Annotated in this window: 14 protein-coding genes; 11 read left to right on the top strand and 3 right to left on the bottom strand. The window is 57.0% G+C overall.

The features are described from left to right. Positions 1-24 precede the first annotated feature (24 nt). Positions 25-1008, bottom strand: coding sequence for a beta-ketoacyl-ACP synthase III (locus BGIM_RS0123870; protein ID WP_020472243.1), 984 nt, complete (start codon positions 1006-1008; stop codon positions 25-27). A gap of 259 nt (positions 1009-1267) precedes the next feature. Between BGIM_RS0123870 and BGIM_RS0123865 the strand changes: the two genes are divergently transcribed. From BGIM_RS0123865 to BGIM_RS0123815, 11 genes are all read left to right on the top strand, one after another. Further along, the gene (locus BGIM_RS0123865; RefSeq protein ID WP_238537707.1) at positions 1268-2671 is read left to right on the top strand and encodes a c-type cytochrome domain-containing protein; all 1404 of its coding nucleotides are present in this window, start codon (positions 1268-1270) and stop codon (positions 2669-2671) included. 38 nt (positions 2672-2709) lie between these two features. Further along, positions 2710-5667: a PSD1 and planctomycete cytochrome C domain-containing protein gene (locus BGIM_RS0123860; protein WP_020472241.1), complete on the top strand. Its 2958-nt coding sequence runs from the start codon at positions 2710-2712 to the stop codon at positions 5665-5667. Between the two features lie 26 nt (positions 5668-5693). Beyond that, entirely contained in the window at positions 5694-6536 is an 843-nt protein-coding gene (locus BGIM_RS0123855) for a Uma2 family endonuclease (protein WP_020472240.1), read from the top strand. Beyond that, positions 6533-7948, top strand: a complete 1416-nt coding sequence (locus BGIM_RS0123850; RefSeq protein ID WP_020472239.1) for a DUF1501 domain-containing protein — start codon at positions 6533-6535, stop codon at positions 7946-7948. Before BGIM_RS0123855 ends, BGIM_RS0123850 begins: the two co-directional genes overlap by 4 nt. Before the next feature lie 27 nt (positions 7949-7975). Continuing rightward, entirely contained in the window at positions 7976-9475 is a 1500-nt protein-coding gene (locus BGIM_RS0123845) for a TerB family tellurite resistance protein (protein WP_020472238.1), read from the top strand. Then, positions 9432-10928, top strand: a complete 1497-nt coding sequence (gene brxL / locus BGIM_RS52085; RefSeq protein ID WP_020472237.1) for a BREX system Lon protease-like protein BrxL — start codon at positions 9432-9434, stop codon at positions 10926-10928. Before BGIM_RS0123845 ends, brxL begins: the two co-directional genes overlap by 44 nt. A 94-nt stretch (positions 10929-11022) precedes the next feature. Next, positions 11023-11943 (top strand): FAD:protein FMN transferase, encoded by a 921-nt coding sequence (locus BGIM_RS52080; protein ID WP_157369367.1) that lies wholly within the window; start codon positions 11023-11025, stop codon positions 11941-11943. Positions 11944-11961: 18 nt separating this feature from the next. Further along, positions 11962-13485: a DoxX family protein gene (locus tag BGIM_RS0123830; RefSeq protein ID WP_020472235.1), complete on the top strand. Its 1524-nt coding sequence runs from the start codon at positions 11962-11964 to the stop codon at positions 13483-13485. A 67-nt stretch (positions 13486-13552) separates the two neighbouring features. Then, entirely contained in the window at positions 13553-15226 is a 1674-nt protein-coding gene (locus tag BGIM_RS0123825) for a Gfo/Idh/MocA family protein (protein ID WP_020472234.1), read from the top strand. Between the two features lie 358 nt (positions 15227-15584). Beyond that, the gene (locus BGIM_RS0123820) at positions 15585-17045 is read left to right on the top strand and encodes a flavin monoamine oxidase family protein (protein WP_020472233.1); all 1461 of its coding nucleotides are present in this window, start codon (positions 15585-15587) and stop codon (positions 17043-17045) included. A gap of 71 nt (positions 17046-17116) precedes the next feature. Further along, on the top strand, positions 17117-17929 hold the full coding sequence (locus tag BGIM_RS0123815) for a hypothetical protein (RefSeq protein WP_157369366.1): 813 nt from the start codon (positions 17117-17119) through the stop codon (positions 17927-17929). 17 nt (positions 17930-17946) lie between these two features. Here BGIM_RS0123815 and BGIM_RS58130 read toward each other — a convergent pair whose 3' ends face one another. Both BGIM_RS58130 and BGIM_RS0123805 read right to left on the bottom strand, forming a co-directional pair. Next, positions 17947-18885 carry a 3-keto-disaccharide hydrolase gene (locus BGIM_RS58130; protein WP_020472231.1) on the bottom strand — a complete coding sequence of 313 codons (939 nt, stop codon included), beginning with the start codon at positions 18883-18885 and terminating at the stop codon, positions 17947-17949. Positions 18886-18899: 14 nt separating this feature from the next. Further along, complete coding sequence (locus tag BGIM_RS0123805) at positions 18900-20354, bottom strand: DUF1501 domain-containing protein (RefSeq protein WP_020472230.1); 1455 nt, start codon at positions 20352-20354, stop codon at positions 18900-18902. Position 20355 lies beyond the last annotated feature (1 nt).

Genomic DNA, 20355 nt, shown 5'->3' with positions numbered 1-20355 from the left:
ACCGGAAAAACGACCCGGCCACAATCACAGGGTCACAATAGCCGAACCCCAAGTGAGACCGCCGCCGAATGCGACCAGCAGAAGTGTGTCCCCGGGTTTGGCGCGGCCGGTTTTGAGGGCTTCGTCGAGGGCGATCGGGACCGATGCGGCCGAGGTATTGCCGTATTTTTCGAGATTAACCATGACCCGGTCGGACGGAAATCCGGTCGATTCCAAGGCGGCATCAATGATCCGCTGGTTCACTTGATGGGGAATCAGCAGATCGATTGACCGCCCGGCGAGACGACACTCCAATATCGCATCGGTTGTCAACTCGATCATCCGGCGAACAGCAAACTTGAACACTTCCCGGCCATTGAGCCGTATGTGTTCATGCTGTTTCTGATCAGCCGGGGGTTGGGGGGTGACCAAGCCCGGCACATGGATTAATTCACGCGGGCCACCATCCGCGTAAATCTTGACCGAGTGGACGCCACGTTCGCGTTGTGGCGAAGCCGAGAGAATCGCCGCTCCGGCTCCGTCTCCAAAAAGAATGCAACTATTCCGGTCCGTGAAGTCCAGCGTGCGTGACAGCACGTCCGAGCCGACAATCAACACATGCCGGGCGGCGCCAGTCTTCAAAAACTGATCCGCGATGGACATCGCGTACAGAAAACCAGTACAGGCCGCCGAGAGATCGAAGGCGGGAATTGGCCGGCAGCCCAAGGCCGCATGGATCACGGCCGCGTTCTGCGGGCACATATTCTCCGGAGTCACCGTGGCACAAATAATCAGATCAATATCTTCAGGATGGAGATCAGAACTTTCCAAGGCCAGTTTCGCGGCGGTGACCCCAAGCGTTGCCGATGATTCGCCGGGGCCGACAAACCGGCGTTCACGAATGCCTGTGCGGCTGCGAATCCACTCGTCGGACGTGTCCACATAATTGGTGAACCACTCATTGGGCACGACGCGACTCGGCACGCTGCACCCCGTGCTGCGAATCACCGAGTTGTGAAGGCCAATCATGCCGTGCAAACGCCTTGCCATGAAACCGACAATTAATCTCTGACAATGCTAGCCAAACATCCGGGTGTTCGCCAGACGGGCGGGCCGAACTTACCGAGAATCCGCCTCATTCTCGTTGAACTCCATGCCTTCTATCTCGTACACTGGACAACATCCCACCAAACACTCTCCACCCTGAGGGAGGCATTTCCTAATGAACTGGCGTACCTGTCGTTTTTGTATTCTTTGTGGCATTCTGTCAGCGATCATGGCTTTGCTCATGTTTCTGCCAAGCCCCGCCCAAGCCCAAGAGAAGCCGGTCAGCTTCATTATGGATGTCGCCCCCATCCTGAAGGAGAACTGTTTCGCCTGTCACGACGCCAAAAAGCGTTCCGGCAAATACGATATGACCACTTTCGAGAAGTTGATGGCTGGCGGGGCCGGTGAAGAAGGCATCCATGCCGGCAAGCACGAGGAGAGCGAAGTCTACACCCTCATGGTGACGGACAAAGAACGTCGGATGCCCCCCCGGAAAGACAACCTTTCCCCCGTTCCCAAGGCCCAGACGGAAATCATCAAGAAGTGGATCGTGCAGGGGGCCAAACTGGACGCGGGCATCGACCCGAAAGCTGATCTTGTGCGGGAGCTTCGCATCCGCTGGAAGTCCCCGAATCCCCCGGCCGCATACAAATATCCGACGATCATCAACGCCTTGGTCTTCTCGCCGGATGGCAAGAATCTTGTGGTCGGCGGGCATCACGAATTGACGGTGTGGGAAGCCGCGACCGGGAAACTTCTGAAGCGAGTTTACACTCGGGCCGAACGGGCTTACGCGATGGCCTTCCTGCCGGACGGCAAGCTGGCCGTCGCCGGGGGGCGGCCGGGACAAGAAGGGGATGTCCGCATTTTAGACTTGAACGGCCCCGGCAAAGCCGAGAACGGCGTGCAGATTCTTGATGGTGTCAACAACAGCCAAGTCATGGTGAAGCAACTGCTCGATGTGGATGATTCCGTGTTGTGCCTCGCCGTCTCCCCTGATGGCAAGCGACTGGCCACCGGCGGATGCGACCGCACCGTGCGGGTGTGGGATTTGGCCACCGGAAAACTGGAACAATCCATTGAAAACCATGCCGATTGGGTGATGGGGGTGGTTTTCGCCCCGGACAACAAACACCTGCTGACGTGCAGCCGGGACAAAACCGCCAAGGTGTGGGATCTGACCGCCAAGGAATCCGTCCTCACGTTCCCCGAACACCAAAACCCGGTGTATGGTGTGGCAGTGAAGGCCGACAGCAAAGCGGGTTTCTCAGCCGGGGCCGACAAGCAACTGCGGATGTGGAATTCAACTGGCGAAGGCAAGCAAATCAAAGCCCTCGGCGGCCACGGGGACGACATCCTCAAACTCGTCCAGCATCCGAAAGAACCGATCTTGGTGACCGCTTCGGCCGACAAGACCGTGAAAGTATGGAACAGCGAAACTGGTGCGAACACGAAGACCCTCAGCGGGTTGACCGACCATGTGTTCGCGGTGGCGATCAGCCCCGATGGCAAGCAAGTCGCCGGTGGTTCCTACGACGGCGAAGTGCGGGTATGGAATGTGGCCGATGGGATGGTAGCGAAGGCGTTCAATGCCTCACCCGGCTATGTTCCTCCGGCCCCGCCGATGCCTCCGGTCAAGAAATGACGACTGGTTGATACATCCTCTCTCTCGGGGTTCCGTTCATGCGTTCCTTTTGGGTGTTCATGGGCGGGATGTTGTTCCCGGCCGTGTCGATGGCCGCCGTCGATTTCAGCCGGGATGTTCGCCCGATTCTTTCCCAATACTGCTTTCAATGTCATGGTCCCGACGAAGCCGCCCGCAAAGGCGGCTTGCGTCTCGACCTGCGTGATTCCGCATATGGCAAAGGAAAATCCGGTGAAGTAGCCATCGTTCCAGGCAAATCAGCCGCCAGTGAGGTCATCAAGCGGATCGACCACGCAGATGCCACGGAATTGATGCCGCCGCCCGCCACCAAAAAGCCGCTTTCATCCAAACAACGCGAAATATTGACCCGGTGGATCGACGAAGGGGCGATTTATCAGGATCATTGGGCGTTCTTGGCTCCGAAACAGGCCCCCTTGCCAAGCGTAAAGTTATCGGATCGGCTCATAACGCCTATTGATCGGTTCATCGTCACCAAGTTGGAAGCCAGCGGGCTGACGTTGAATCCCCCCGCCAAGGAAACATTGGTTCGCCGGGTGTTCCTCGATTTGATTGGTTTGCCGCCCACCCCAGAGGAAGCAGCCGCGTTTTTCAAGGACGAATCACCAGATGCTTATGCGAAACTCGTCGAACGGTTGTTGAAATCCCCACATTATGGAGAACGCTGGGCCAGAAAATGGCTTGATCTCGCCCGCTATGCGGACACCAACGGCTTCGAGAAAGACCGCGCAAGAAGCATGTGGCCCTACCGCGATTGGGTAATTCGGGCCATTAACGCCAATATGCCGTTCGACCGGTTCACCATTGAACAACTGGCGGGCGACTTGTTGCCGGGCGCCACCGAGGAACAACGCATCGCCACCGGTTTTCACCGGAACACGATGACGAATGAAGAAGGGGGCATCGACCCGCTCGAATTCCGCTGGCACTCGGTGAATGACCGCGTTGCCACCACCGGAACAACCTGGCTCGGCCTCACACTTAATTGCTGCCAGTGTCACAATCACAAATTCGATCCCGTCTCGCAGGCCGAATATTACAAGATTTTCGCGTTCCTCAATAACGCGGACGAACCGACGATGGACGTCAAGTCCACAGACATCGCCGCCAAACGGGACACCATTCTCAAGCAAATTGCCGAACGTGAACAACAACTCATTAAGAAAATTTCGCCGGAGAACTTCAAGAAATGGCAGGAAGCTGAACGCCCCAAAGCGATCGCTTGGCACATCGCCGAACCCATTGAGGCAACCGCCAACATTCCGACCTTAAACCGCGAAACGAATGGCATCATCTTCGTGAGCGGAGACATGAGCAAGCGGGACATCTACACACTGAAGTTCAAATCCGTTCCCAAAAATACCACGGCACTGCGAATTGAAATCTTCCCCGATCCCCGGTTGCCGGCGAATGGTCCCGGCCGGGTGAGTTATGAAGGCCCATTCGGGGATTTCTTCCTGACCGAACTCACCCTGAAATCAGGCGACACGACAATTCCGCTCGGACTAGCCAACGGTTCAGGCCATGACGGCAAGAACAAGCCAGAACATGCGGTGGATGGCAATGTTCTCACCGGATGGTCGATTAACGGCAAACAGGGCCAAGCCAACAACGCCGTCTTCAATCTCAAAAAGCCTCTCGAAGCGGACACCGATCTTCAACTGGATCTGTTGTTCGAGAAGTATTATGCGGCCGGGTTGGGCAAATTTCGCGTCTCGTTCACCAAGGCTGATATCCCTGTCGAATCACGGGCCGTCTCACACGAGGCCGAAGAAGCCATGCGAATCGACCCCGCCAAACTCTCCGACGAACAGCGGAACATTTTGTCGGCCCAATACGTAACCATTGCCTCGGAACTGCAAACCGAACGGGCCGATATTGCCAAGTTGCGGACCTCGCTCCCGAAATTTCCCACCACACTGGTGATGCAGGAACGCCCGGCGGGGCAAACACGGCCAACGCCGGTCTACAAACGGGGGGAATATAACCAGCCCACCACACCGGTCACGGCCGATGTGCCAGCCATCCTGCCGAGTCTTCCCAAAGACCTGCCGAAGAACCGTCTGGCGTTTGCAAAATGGCTTGTGGACACCCAAAACCCGTTGACAGCCCGTGTGATTGTCAACCGACAATGGGCAGCGTTCTTCGGTCGGGGAATCGTCCGCACACTGGAGGATTTCGGCTATCAGGGAGATGCCCCGACACACCCGGAATTGCTTGACTGGCTGGCCGTCGAGTTCATGAAATCGGGTTGGGACATGAAGAACCTGCATCGGCTCATTGTCACTTCCGCAACATACCGGCAATCGTCTGAAGTCCACGGGGAACAACTGAAGACCGATCCGAAGAACCAATTGCTGGCCCGCTTTCCCCGGCAACGTCTGGAAGCCGAAATCCTGCGGGATCAGGCCCTCACGGCGTCTGGACTGCTCTCTCGCAAGATCGGCGGCCCGAGCGTCTTCCCGCCGCAACCACCGGGCGTCACCTCCGAGGGAACTTACGGCGGCCTGACATGGAATGCCAGCGCCGGCGAAGATCGCTATCGCCGGGGGTTTTACACCTATGTCAAACGCACCGCCCCGTATGCGATGTTCCAAACTTTCGACGGACCAAGCGGTGAATTCTGCACTGCCCGCCGCGAAGTATCCAACACCCCCCTGCAAGCCCTGACAATTCTGAACGATGCCGTGTTTCAAGAACTCGCCCAGACGATGGCGAAACAATTGACATTGGCCCCCGGCGACACAGATGCAAAACTAAAGATGTTGTGGAATCGCTGCATGACAAGACCGCCAACCACCGACGAGTTGACCACACTGCGGACCTTCTTCAACACCCAGAAGGCGCGATTCGAGAAACTTCCGAAGGAAGCAAACACGGTGGCCGGTCCCGGCGATGGCGACCCGGTTCAACGAGCCGCCTGGACCGCCACGGTTCGGGTGGTGTTCAATCTCGATGAAATGGTGACCAAGGAATGAAAACAATATTTCTAGACCGTGAGTGGATGGCGGCGGCCGCCTTGGCCACCGGCGTCCCGGACCCGGTCGAATACCCCGACTCCGACGGTGAACCCATCGCCGAGAACACCCAACAATTCGACTGGATCATGATGCTCAAGGGGGAGCTTGACGACCTCTTCAGGCAAGATCCCAATGTGTTTGTCGCCGGGGATTTGTTGTGGTATCCGGAGTTTGGCAATCCGGCAAACAGGATCGCCCCGGACACGATGGTGATTTTTGGAAGACCGAAGGGGCATCGCGGTTCCTACAAGCAATGGCTTGAAGGGGGAATTTGTCCGCAGGTTGTCTTCGAGGTGTTGTCCCCCGGCAACCGGCCGGGAGCCATGACGGAGAAGTTCCGGCGATACGAAAGTTTGGGCGTCGAGGAATATTACATCTACGATCCGGAAGATTTCTCGCTTCAGGGCTTTATCCGCGAGGCAAACGTCTTCCGGGGAATCAACCCGATGGACGGATGGATCAGCCCCCGTCTTGGCATCACTTTCGTTCATGACGGAGCCAGCAAATTACGGATTCGCAAACCCGACGGAACATTCTTCCGCGATTATTTGGAAGTGACCGCCGAGGCCGTGGCAGCCAAGGAACGAGTGCTGGAAGTGGAAGATGAGTTGGAGGAAGAACGCCAAGCGTCTGAACGCAAACTAAGGGCTGAGCGGCGAAAAACTGAAAAAGAACGACAGGCCGCCGACATAGCCAAAGAGCAAGCCGACAAAGCTAAAGAGCAAGCTGACAAAGCAAAAAAACAAGCCGACATTGAGCGACAACGGGCCGATTTGTTGGCGGCAAAGCTTCGGGAACTTGGCATCAATCCGGATGATGTGAAATGAACCAACCAGCCAACATCGCCCGGCGTTATTTCCTTCAAGAATGCGGCATCGGCCTTGGCAAGATGGCCGGGGCGGCGTTGCTGGCCAACGGCTTGGCAAAGGCGGCCGAACCATCGCAATTTGCCCCGAAGAAACCTCATTACGCGGGCAAGGCGAAGGCCGTCATTCATTTGTTCATGGCCGGGGCGCCGAGCCACCTGGACTTGTTTGATTACAAGCCCGAACTCGCAAAGTGGGAGGGCAAATCGCTTCCCGAGGCGGTTACTAGCAAACAGCGATTCGCGTTTATCCGGGCCGACGCGGCCGTGATGGGCCCGCGGTTCAAATTCAAAAAATTCGGCAAGGCGGGGACCGAAATCGCCGATATCTTGCCGCATTTGGGCGGGGTGATCGATGATGTGTGTCTGATTCGATCAGTGCAGACGGACCAATTTAACCACGCTCCCGCCCAAATTTTCCTGAACACCGGCTTTTCACAACCTGGTCGGCCCAGTTTGGGTTCATGGGTGCTGTACGGCATTGGTTCGGAGGCAAAAGACCTTCCGGCATTTGTCGTCATGTCCACCGGAAGCGGCATCAGCGGCGGGGCGGCCAACTGGTCGAGCGGGTTCCTTCCCAGCACCTACACCGGCGTGCGATTTCGCAATCAAGGCGATCCGATTTTGAACGTGCAACGCCCGCCGGGGATCGACGAACAATTGCAACGAGATTCACTCGACGCGATTGGCCAACTTAACCGCAAACGGCTGGAAACCATCCGTGACCCCGAGATTGAAACCCGCATCGCCAACTACGAGATGGCCTTCCGGCTTCAAAGTTCTGCCCCCGAATTAATGGATCTTTCTAAAGAAACCAAACAAACGCTGGAAATGTACGGGGCCGACCCGGCCAAACCCTCTTTCGCCCGAGCTTGTTTGCTTGCCCGAAGAATGGTCGAACGCGGCGTTCGGTTCATTAACATTTACCATGAGGGATGGGACGCCCATTCGGACCTCACCGGCAACCACACGGGCAATTGCAAAACCACCGACCAACCATCGGCGGCTCTTGTCAGAGATTTGAAACAACGCGGCCTGCTCGATTCCACACTGGTCATCTGGGGCGGGGAATTTGGACGGACGCCAATGGTGGAGTCAAATCCGGTGCTGGGGCGAAGCAACGGCCGGGACCATTTGCCGACGGCCTTTAGCATGTGGATGGCCGGGGGCGGCATCAAACCCGGCATCGTCCACGGCGGCACAGACGAACTGGGTTATCAGGCGGTCGAGAAACCGGTGCATGTCCATGACCTTCAGGCGACCATCTTGCATACGCTCGGTCTCGACCACGAGCGACTGACGTTTAAATACGCCGGCCGGGATTTTCGGCTCACCGATGTTCACGGCCATGTCGTGAAGGATATCCTGTCATAACAATCCCCGGCTTTTTGAGAACTGATTGTGCCCACCGTCATCATTATTGTCCTTGTGACGCTGGCCCTGATCGTTGCCGCACTTTATGTGCGTTACGCCCTGACGCCGGAATTTCGCTGGAAACGTGAACTGGCGAAGACGCTTCTTGCAACCGAGAATAAATCCCGAGCCGCTCGCGAAGCCCTTCAACGATTGGAATCTTCTCGCCAGGCCGCCCGCGACGAAATGGAACACCATTTGGCCGACCGCATTCATGCTTCCATGAATCTGGACGTGCTGACCGAACATCCCGGAATTGGCGACGCCACGGTGAAACGTCTGCGAGACGCCGGAATTTTGACAATTGCCGAACTGCGCCGGATCAATCTCACGTCGGTGGATGGTCTCGGCCCGGCCCGGATCAGAGATCTGCAAACGGCCCTGAATGTTCTTCAGATCAACGCCACTCGCCGGGCAAAAGATCCGAACGACGCTTTGGTGCGTCAGGCAATTACCCGTCATCATGAGCAAGACCGTTTGTTCGGCTTGAAGATTGCCGAAGCCGAGGGTGTCGTCCGGCAGGCGGATGCGCTGTTGAATCGACTGCAATCCCGGCGAGAAATATCACGGCGTATCAATTTCCTGACCCATCTTTGGCTGCCTCACCGTTTTCCACATTTATCTGAATCGCAATTGGCAGAGTCGTTTGAGACTCCCCTGCCGGAACCAAAGCCAATTCCGATTCCCGTGCCGCCTCCGCAGACACCGTCTCCGCAAACACCGTCATTGATACAGGATCCACCCGCGGCAAAACCGCCGTTGCCTCATGCCCCGCCGACGCCGATTGAAATCTTGCGGGCCATCGCCGGGTTGGGGTTGGCCATTGCCAAGGCAGACGGCCGGGTGGCCGCGTCGGAGCGGAAACAACTTGGGCTGTTTCTTGAACGCCGCTTTGCTCCCATGCCGGAATTGAAAGCGGCTCTTCCGGCGTTGACGGCCACCGAATCAGCCGAGATTTTGTCTCTTTCCGATGCCCTTGCGGATGTGAAACGGCTGGTTCCGTCGCCTCAATTTTCAGACATTTATCTGATGGCTTGTTCCGTCGCAGACGCGGCCGGTGATCGAAATGCCAAGGAAATTGCCTGCCTCGCGGAAGTGAAAACGGCCCTTGGTCTTTCGGATGTTCCAACGCCCAAGCCTGCGGAACCACCAATCCCTGTCAACGTCCCGAAAGCGGAATCATCGACATCGCCTGAAATGACCGATGCGTCGGCCCGGCAAACGCTTGAAATCTGCGAAAACATCCCTCTGTCAGCCGATCTGATTCGCCGACAATTTCGCCTGCTCTCCGAGCGGTACGAACATTCGCGGTTCGCCAGCACAGACGCCGAGTTCGCCCGGTTGGCGGAGGTAAAACGCAAATCTGTTCGCACGGCCGCCGAATGGCTCATCAGGGCATTCGACGTACCATTAGAACCCCCGGACCAGCCGAAGCCCCCGGCCGATGATCGTTACAATCCCGACCTCGACGCCGTATTCGGAGGCTGACGTGCCCCTCTTCGACGAACACCCGCTTAATGAACTCGATCAAAAAGCCCACACGATCCTCGGGGACAAGGTGGTTATCAAGGCCCTTGCCCAACAAGCGGCTTTTCAGGGGTTGCCGCGGTATGTCTCCGAGTATCTGATCGCCAAGTTTGTGAAGCCGGAAACGTGGAAGGAAAACCTCGCCAAGATGCAGGCCACGGTCAAGGAACTTCTACCCGATTTGGACCACCGGGAATTGGTGAAAGAACGCCTGCTCAGCAAAGGTGAGGTGACGCTCATCGACAATGTGGACGCCAAGATTGATCTGAGGGGGGGCCAGCGATTCGCCCGAGTTCCCACGTTGCAAGACAGCAAAGTTCGCGTTTCGCCGGGACTGATGGAACAACACCCTGGTTTGCTGCTCGGGGGTCTCTGGGGCACGGTGAAGATCAAATACACCCCGGAGATTGACGCCGAAAATCCGAATGAACTCGCCAGTTTCACGCCATTCCAAATCGGCCCGCCGGACCTGAATTTTTACCGCGAAAAGCGGAGCCAATTCACCACCGACGAATGGATGGCTCTCTTGCTTCAGAGCGCCGGTTACAGCCCGGCGGCCTTCCCGGAACGCCGCACCCGGTTGCTCCTGCTCACGCGGTTGGTGGCCTTGGTGGAACGCAATGCGAATGTGATGGAACTCGGCCCGCGACAGACAGGGAAGACGTTCCTGTTGCGAAACGTTTCCCCCCGCGTGTTCACAATTTCCGGCGGCAAAACCACCCCGGCGAACCTGTTCGTGAACTTGTCCACCAAGGCCGTCGGCATTCTCGGCACCCGAAAGGTGGTCGTGTTCGACGAGATCGCCCATACCACTTTCGGTGATGAAGACGCCACCATCTCCACGCTCAAAGACTACATGGAAAGCGGCCAATTCAGCCGGGGTTCGATGGTATTTGCCGCCGATGCCGGGTTGGTGTTTGCGGGGAACATTGACGTGGACGGGAATCAACCGCACCCCCGCTACAAGCACTTGTTTGAACCCTTGCCGACGCAACTGATCGATTCGGCGTTTCAGGACCGCATGCACGCTTACATCCCTGGTTGGGAAATGCCGAAGATCACTTCGGCCGCCGTTGGCAAAGGGGTTGGTTTCGTAACCGATTATTTCGGCGAAGTGTTGGTGCGCCTGCGAGAAGACAACCACGCCGACCGCGTCCGCGATGTCCCGTTGCGAGAGGGTCTTACCCGCCGCGACCAAACTTCCATCGAACGCCTCGGCTCCGGCCTTGTTAAACTGATTTATCCGGACGGCAAACTGACCGATGCCGAACTGTTGGAAGTCGTAACCTTGGCTTGCGAACTGCGACAACGTGTTCACAACCAACTCTGCATTTTGGCTCCGGGAGAGTTCAAACCGAAATTGATCGCTCCGGTAAGCGTCGAGAAGCACATGGCTCCCGATCTGGCAAAATAATTGCTCGCCGTTTATGAATCTTTGGGATTTCCTCACTGTCGAATCACCGTCCGTTTCGCCGGATTATGCGGTTTTGCGGGCCTCGCGGCGCGCGATGGCCACGAATTTCGAGGTGTTATTGCCGTTTGGCGATCCCTCGGCACAGTTCGCGGCCGAAGCGGCCTTGGATGTGATCGACGATTTGGAGGAACAGCTCAGCGTTTACAAACCTGCCTCGGAAGTGTCGTATCTGAACTCGACCGCCTTTGCCGGCCCTGTCGCCGTGGAACAAGGATTGTTCGACTTGCTCCACCAAGCCGCCCATCTGAGTCATGAAACACACGGGGCCTTTGACATTGCCACCGGGGCCTTAACCAAGGCTTGGGGCTTTTACCAACGGCAGGGCCGCGTTCCCACCCCGACCGAACGCTCCAAAGCAATGGCCGCAGTCGGTTCGCGGTTTCTGGCGTTTGATGTCGATCATCGCACCGTGCGATATCTTCGCGAGGGGTTGGAGATCAACCTTGGGGCCATCGGCAAGGGATACGCCCTTGACCGGGCCGTTGACATACTCACGCGAGAGCGGGGGATCAGATGCGGCCTGATGCACGGCGGTTCCAGCAGTGTGCGGGCCATCGGCTCTCTGAATCCCGACGGGCGAGGCTGGCCGATCTTGTTGAAGCATCCGTGGCTGGAAGGCGTCCATTTGGGGACGCTGTTTCTGGCTGATGCCTCGATGGGAACTTCATCGGCCACGTTTCAGCACTTTGAGTACAATGGACAAAAACTCGGGCATGTGCTGGACCCTAGGTCCGGTTGGCCCACAACGGGCGTTCAACAGGTTTCCGTGATCGCCCGGACGGCTGCCGAGACTGACGCCCTGTCCACGGCGTTCTTTGTGCTTGGCCCGGATGCGACCGAGCGTTGGTGTCGTTCCCGACCGGATATCGGCGTGGTGATGCTGGCCGACGGCGAGACGACCGTTAGAACATGGAACCTGCCCAAAAATCTGTTTCAACCTTCTCTCCCGGCCTGACGGCCTCGTGAGTTTCCGATGATCCGTATCACGTTTTGGACGGCATTCTTCTTGGTGTTGCTCCGCGTTTGCATCGGCTGGCACTTCTTCTTCGAGGGTGTCAGCAAGGTCAAAAGCGCGTACCTCGGCAAGTCGGTTGCCAATGAAAAACCTTTCTCCAGCGAAACGTACTTCCGCGAATCCGAAAGCTGGCTGGGGAAGAAACTCAAGCCGATGCTCTTGGGCGATCCGGACAAGGAACTGGCCGAAAAGCTCACACCGGTTGAAGGGGCTTTCCCTCCATCTTTGGCTTCCGAGTGGGATGCCTATGAGGCGGGTTTCAAATCACATTTCGCCCTCAACGAAGCCCAAACCGCCGAAGCCGACAAGCTGCTGGAAAACCACAAAGCCCATTTCGTGAAATGGGTTGACGGGGATGACGGGATCGACCCCAAAACCAAGCAGCCCAAACGCTATTTGTTAAAGGTGAAGCGCAAAGCTCCCGGCAACAATCCGGGCGGAGACTTTGAAGAAGAAATCACGGTGGCCAGGCGGACCAAAGAACTCCTGAAAAAATCGGACGAAGTGAAGGCCCAATACGCCAAGTTCATCGAGATGGGCAAGGATGTGGACGGTGCCTCGCTTCGGACACTGAAAGGTGATGTGACCGCCATCCGGACCGAGTTGCAGAAGGAACTCGACGACCAAACCAAAAAATTGAAGGATGATCTCGCCAAACTGCTTGATCCGCGAATCGCCGGATATGTGACGAAAGTGGAGTCCAAGAACGAAATCGACACCCTGAATGAAATGCTTACCCCGATGAGCGATGGGAAGAATCCGCTGGCGAAACTTTGGAACGATTACGCCGCGTTTGTGAAGGACTTTTCCCCCGGCTTGTCGGAAGGACAAAAGGTGGATGTTGATCTCCGGTTGAAAGCGGCCATCGAGCGATTTGACCGTTGGCTGGCCGGAAAAGACATGTTCACCGGGGAAGCCCTTCCCATGAACGAAGTGGCCGAGTGGAAAGCGTTGTATGAAAACGCATCCAAGCCCGATCCCAAACTCGCCAAGGCAAAAACGCCGGAAGAGATTGCCGCCGAACAAAAGCTGTTGGTTGGCCGGATGCAGGCTGAACTCAAAAACCAGACTGACGCCCTGCGGACGGAAATCGGCAAAACTCTCGGCGACGACCGCTCTAAGGGCTATGTCCCGCCGCTCACCGAGTATTACTACGGCTTCATCCCCAAATGGAAGCCGATTGAATACATGGACTGGACGACGCGGTGGTTCCTCGCCGTGATTGGCTCCATGCTGATGGCCGGTCTGTTTACCCGCTCTTCATGCTTTCTGGCGGCCGGGTTCCTGCTGATGACCAACCTGATCCAGCCATCCGTCCCGTGGTTGCCTACTGCCCCGAACAACGAGGGGAATTATCTGTTCATCAACAAGAACATGATCGAAATGATGGCCCTGCTGGCCTTGATGACCACCCGCAGCGGGGTTTGGGCGGGGCTAGATTCAATCATCGTTTATGTGTTTGGTCGGCGAAAAACGGCGTGAAGTTCTTTGAATTTGAAAATCTGCTAACATCCAAAATAGCGTAACGAACACACGGGAGAACTCTCCGATGGCTCTGGATCTTACCGCCGAACAAAAAGCGCTCGGCAAGGCAAACGCCAACGACGTGGCCGAGGATTTGTCCCGCCGTGGTTTTATGAAGAGCGTGGGCGCCGGGGCGGTGTTGGCTCCCGCCGTCGCCGCCACTTATTACGGCTACGAGGCATCCCAAGGCAAGCCGGTGAAGGTCGCCCTGATCGGTTGCGGGGACGAAGGCGGGATTCTCCTTAACGAACACGATCCGAAGACGGTTGAGATCATCGCCTTGTGCGACATCCGTCCATACAACCAGAACCGCATCATCGAGGGCGAGGGACCGACCACGCCACGACGCGGTTACAAGGAAATTTATGGCAAAGAGGCGGGCGAGAAGGTTCGCAACGCCCATATGTACACCGATGTGAAGGAGATGCTCCAGAAGGAAAAGGATCTGGAGGCCGTCATCATCGCACTGCCGTTGCACCTGCACAAGCCGGTGGCCATCGACTGTATGAGGGCGGGCAAACACGTTCTCTGCGAAAAGCTGATGGCCCGGACCGTGGCTGATTGCAAAGAGATGATTAAAGTCGCCAAGGAAACCGGGCGAATCCTCTCCATTGGCCACCAACGCCATTATTCGCTGCTCTACGCCCACGCCACAGATGTGATTAACGCGGGCGTCCTCGGAGACATCAAGCACATCCGGGCCTTGTGGCACCGGAATTTCTCGTGGGACTGGAAGCCGGACGGTAAGAAGATCGTCGAAAACGTTCCGGGCATTCGCCAGCCCGCCCCGATGTTCCGCGACGGATGGTTCCAGCCGATCCTTCAGATGGATTACGACGCTCTCAAGGACAAATTCAGCCAGTTTGGCTACAACTCGGTCGAGGAACTGGTTCGCTGGCGGTTGTTCAACCGCACCGGCGGCGGCTTGATGGCCGAGTTGGGCAGCCATCAACTCGACGCGGCTAGCATCTTCCTTGGCAAAGTCAAACCGCTCTCCGTGCAGGGCGTCGGCACGCGATCATTCTTCGGCGACGTGCATGACGAGAAGGATCGACGGAATCCTCGAGGAATTGACGACTCCGTGTTCGTGACGTTCGAGTTCCCTGGCAAAAACCACCCGCAGGGGCCGCACAAGGGAACGGACACTCACGACGTGGTCGTGTTGACCTATTCCTCGATCAGCACCAACGGCTTTGAACCCTACGGCGAAACCGTGATGGGCACGCGCGGCACGATGGTTGTCACCGCCGAATCCGAGTTGATGCTCTACAAGGAACCGGAACCGGGCAAGGGTTCACCGGCCAAAACCACGATGGCGAAGGTCGAAACGGTCGGCAACAAGCCCGCAATGGCGGCTGCCGGAACATGGGGCGGCCCCCCTCCTGCGGCGGCCGCCGGTGCCGCTCCGGGCATTGCCGGGGCCGGTGGCCCGGTGAGCCGGGGCTATAAGGAAGAAATGGCCGATTTTGCCCATTGCATTCGGCTGTGGAAGAATGATGTCGGCTATCAAAAGAATTCGGACGACAAATACGTTCAACGCCTCCCCCGCTGCCACGGCGAAGTGGCCATGGCTGACGCCATCCTGGCCCTGACGGCGAATTTGGCGATGGCCCGCCGTCAGAAGATCGACTTCGATCTGGATTGGTTCAAATCAGATTCAGACAAATGCCCCGATACCGGGGTGGAACACAAGGATTAAAGCGGCAGAAACAAACAGCCAAATACTCGCTGACCAGTCTCAAAAAAGGGCGCATTTTCTAAAATCCAATGCGCAATCGTTGCCAGTGCGCCGGACGATAAGTCCGGCGCACTGGCAACGATTGTTTGCCCTTATGTCAATTCGCACATGCCCTTTTCTCATAAAGTGATGCGGCCGATCACTCCCCTGTCTCATCAATTTCTCATCGACACCAAAACCGGTTCCGGTGGTTAAATATTGGACTCTCTCTCCCTGATGAGCCTTCTGCCAACACATGGATCATCCAATCGTGTTTATCGATCAAGACGGCATGGAAGTCGGTTTCGCATGCTCATCCAAACCCGAAAGGTCAGAGTCCATGATTGCTCGACGGGTAGCCGTCATCGGGGGCGGTCCCGGTGGGCTGATGCTGACACATTTGTTAAACCAAGTACCCTCATGCGAATGCACGATCTTTGAGGCAAGCTCCCGCCTTGGGGGAAAGATTGTCACGCGACAATTCGCCTCGGCCCCTGTTCGTTATGAGGCCGGTGCGGCCGAGCTTTACGACTATTCCCAAATCGGCCCGGACCCGCTGCGGGAACTTGTCGCTGAACTGGGGTTGCCAACGCGGCCGATGATCGGTTCGGCGGTGATCCTTGACGGCCGGATTGTCCGAACACTGGCCGATGTCCGGCGGGAGTTTGGGGATGCCACGCATGATGCTTTGAAAAGCTTCCGGCGCAAGGCAAGAAACGCCATCTCCCCGCAAGAGTATTACGATTCCGACTGGAAAGAAGACAACGCGGACCCGATGGCCCGCCGCCAGTTTCATACCTTGTTGCAAACGGTCCCGGACGAGACGGCCCGCCGGTTGATTCAAGTGACGATTCACAGCGACTTGGCCACGGAACCTCATCAGACAAACGCCGCCTATGGCCTGCAAAACTTCTTAATGAACGAGCCGGGCTACATGCGGCTATACACCGTTGACGGCGGCATCGAGCGGATTCCGCAAGAACTCGCCAAGCGAATCAGTGCCCGTGTCCGGTTGAACCATCGCGTGGCCCAAGTCGAAAAAACCGAGGACAACCGATATCGCGTGATCTCCCGATCCGGCACGGAAACTTCCAGTGAAGTCTTCGATTTCGTCGTGGCCGCTTTGCCCAACAACTGGTTGCCATCGGTTGATTGGGCCGGACCGGTTCTCTCGAACGCGATGCACCGGCATCACGCCCATTACGACTATCCCGCCCATTACCTGCGGGTGTCGATCCTGTTCCGCAAACCGTTCTGGCGGAATTATCTGCCCGACGGGTATTTCATGCTGGATGCGTTCGGCGGCTGTTGCGTTTATGATGAAACCTCTCGCGGCGTCACGCATGAATACGGCGTCTTGGGCTGGCTGATCGGCGGCGAAGCGGCCTTGAATCTGAACAACCTGGATGACGCGACACTCACCAAGCAGATGCTCGATTCACTGCCTGATTTTCTGCAACACGGCCGGGATGACATGATGGAATCCCGCGTTCATCGTTGGATCGGTTCGGTCAACGGCCTGCCGGGCGGCCGACCGATGCTTGATCCCGATGTTCGCCATCAACCCGAACCGACGGAACATCCGGGCCTTTTCGTGATCGGTGATTACTTGTTTGACTCTACCCTCAACGGGGTGCTGGACTCGGCCGAATTGGTGGCTGATTGGATCGCCGAGGAGATCGCTGAAATCCAAGCTGCGGGGACCACCGGGCCGAATAACATCATCGCTCCCGCCAAACCGGTCGAACTTCCCAAAGGGAATCCGCGGTTGCCGTCGGACCTTCAGATCATCTCCAAGTAAAATATGTTCCCGGGAATCGTCCCGTCATCCCTGTCGGCCCTCTCTTGATGCCGTTTCCCGGAGATCATCTCGTGGCAACCATTGCAAAGCGGTTCACCTTTCGGGAACAGTCACAGACATCGGCAACGCCGACCGCCTCTTTCCGGTTGTCCACGACTTGGGTGGCGGTTGAGGAGCAACGCCCGCTGGACGACCTGCCGAGAGAGAATGTCTGGCCGGAACCGACCGATTTTATCGACGTTCTGTTCGTGGCCAAAAATGAAGCGGATCGATGGGAAAAATGGCTGGCCGCCCCGGACCATCCGGAGGCGGTTCCATCGATCACTGCCACGGTGGAAAACCAGACCATTCACTGGCGGCCGGGCCGGGCAATCATTGTGGGGAAGCCCAATGCTCAAGGAGATGCCTTGGCTGCTTTGTTGGAGTTTGCGTTTTATGAAGGACGGTTCCGCGAACTGGAAGCCGCCTTGGAAAGCCGCCATGCGGGTGCCGCCGTCGATGTGGAGCATGCTTACCGCATTAAAAACCGGGAACTGGAGCAAAAATTCGGCGAGAGCATCGAATCCCTATATTCCTTGCGACTGGTCTTTGTCAAAATCGAACCCCACCTAAGCCGCACGCCTCGTCGGTTGTCCGTGACATCGAGAAGGTTAATGGCGAGACTGCTTCGCCGGGCCGATCTGGAAGGCCGTCTGGAGGATTTCAACACCCTGTTGGAAACCTGCGAGGATTTGTATGAGGGGGGCAGCGACCGAATCGCCGATTACCGCTGGTATCGCAACGGCCACCGGCTCGAAGTGGGAATTATCGTGCTGCTGGTCATGGAGGTGGTGCTGATGACCCTTGAACTCATCTCTCGTTATCGTGAGGGCGGTGGAGAATAAATTCATCTCCACCCTCGTCAATCCAAAGATAGAATCCGAATATTTCGGAAGCTCAGGTCGGTCGTCGGGTCATGGCCCTGAATGCTGATCGCCCCTTTGGAAGTTTTGGCTCCGTTACGGCCATTGTCGGCTTCCTTGCGATCATCAAGCCAGTCAACGACCGGATAGCCGTTCACCCAAGTCGAAAGACGTTTCCCCTTGGCCAGCACGGTCATAGTGAACCATTCGCCGTCCGTCGAAACGACTTTGCGGGCGGGCACCCGACGATAGATGGCCCCGGTGCCGAAGTCGAAAGGCTTGGTGCGGTCTTCGCCGATCCATTCATTGCGGATCTGGGCTTCGTAACCTTGCTGATATTGGTCCGGAATCGCCCGGAAGAAGATGCCGCTGTTCAGGTGTTTGCCGTTGCTGATGCACTCTAGTTGCAAGAGAAAGTCCGCCCATTGGTCGGTGGTTTGGAGATCGCCGGGGCCGTTCTTGACGTTCAGCCAGCCCTCCTTGGTGACTGAAAACACGGATGCCTTTTTGGCGGCGTTCTCTTTCCAGCCCGTCAGGTCTTTGCCATTGAACAGGTCTTTCATGGCGGCCGGTTTGAAATGAATGTCTCGAAACTCACTTTTCTTGCCGGGAGCCACGCCGACTTTGAGCGGGTTCTTGCCATTTTCAAAAGTCATCTTCTTGGCCTTCCACTCGCCTTCCAATAATTCGGAATACCGAAGTTCGCCGGGGATCGTCGGATGATTCCACAAGACGGAAGAGACTTGGTCGCCCCCGATTTTCAACACCCCTTTTTCGACCGTCACCGCCCCTTCGGTGGTCCATCCGAAAGTGGTCTCGCCATCAAACAGCGAGATCCAGCCTTCGGTGATGCGTTCCTTGGAAAGAGTGTTCGGCGCGGCCGGGCCTTCGCCGTGGGCCATGAGGGGGAAGAGAGCCAGCACGGCAAGCAGTCTCATTCGTGACTCCGAAATTATGCAAGGATTTCCTTGATGACATGACCGTGAACATCGGTCAGTCGGCGGTCGATGCCATTGTTTCGCACAGTGAAACGTTCATGGTCGATTCCCAACAAGTGCATGATCGTCGCGTGGACATCATATACCTCCGTCGGGTGTTTTCGATCCAGCGGCTTGTACCCCCACTGATCGCTAAGACCGTGGGTGACTCCGCCTTTGATGCCGCCACCGGCCAGCCAATTGGTGAAGCAATACGGGTTGTGGTCGCGGCCTTTGCCTCCCTGCGAGGAGGGCATCCGGCCGAATTCTGTCGTCCAGAGGATGATGGTGTCCTCCAGCAAACCCCGTTGTTTCAGGTCTTGGATCAGAGCGCTCGCCCCGTGGGCCATGCCGAAAGCCAGCGGGCCGTGATCGCGTTTCACATCCTCGTGTGAGTCCCAATTTCGCCGGGGAAAACCGTTGTCGTTGCCGGACCAGATTTGCACGAAGCGCACACCCCGTTCAAGCAATCGTCGGGCCACGAGACATTTCCGGCCGAAGTAGTCCGTTTCCTCGACGTTGTTGATCTCTTTGTCAAACGAACTCTTGCCATGATCGAGGCCGTAAAGCTTCAACACATGAGCCGGTTCCTTGGAAATATTAAGGGCCTCCGGGGCGGCCAGCTGCATCTTGGCGGCCAGTTCGTAACTCTGGATGCGGGCCTCCAACCGGTCGTCCATCGGCCGATCACCCGCGTGGCGGGTGTTCAACTTATTCAACAGTGAAATGGTGGAGGCATCGCTTTCGCGAGTGACATACCCGGCGGTTTTGTCTGGGAACAAATCACTGATCGGCGTCGGGGTGCCCGGATAAATCACCGTCCCCTGATGGTGCGACGGCAGAAAAGCACTGTCCCAGTTCTTCGTCCCGTTGGATGCAAGTCCGCGATGATCCGGCAACACCACAAAGGTGGGCAGGTTGTCATTGAGCGAACCCAACCCATAACTGATCCAACAACCCATCCCCGGAAAACCGGGCCGGTTGAAGCCAGTGGTTTGCAACAACGTTCCCTGACTGTGAACGCCTGTTTTGCCGACCATGTTGTGGATGAAGGCCATCTCGTCGGCAACGGCGCCGAGGGGCGACACCGTCTCGCTGAGTTGCTTGCCGCATTTGCCGTATGGCTTGAAGTCCCAAAAGGGTTTCAGCCACGGGCCGAGGCCGTTTTGAAACGCCTCCACATGCTCGCCGAAATCGGAGTTTTTGCCGTGGTGTTTCACGAGGTCCGGCTTGAAGTCGAACAAATCCACATGGCTGGCCCCGCCCGCCATGAAGAGTTGGACCACCCGTTTGGCCTTCGGCTTATGATGCGGCAATCCCGCCTGTGGTGCGGCCATCCCCTTCTCGGCCATCATGGCGGCGAGGGCGATTCCTCCAAGTCCCCCGGCGGAGGACCACAAAAATTCCCGTCGATTTTGAAACAGGTTCATG

This window comes from Zavarzinella formosa DSM 19928 (genome assembly GCF_000255705.1).
Classification (GTDB): Bacteria; Planctomycetota; Planctomycetia; order Gemmatales; family Gemmataceae; genus Zavarzinella; species Zavarzinella formosa.
This window is presented reverse-complemented; position numbering and strand designations above follow the sequence as displayed.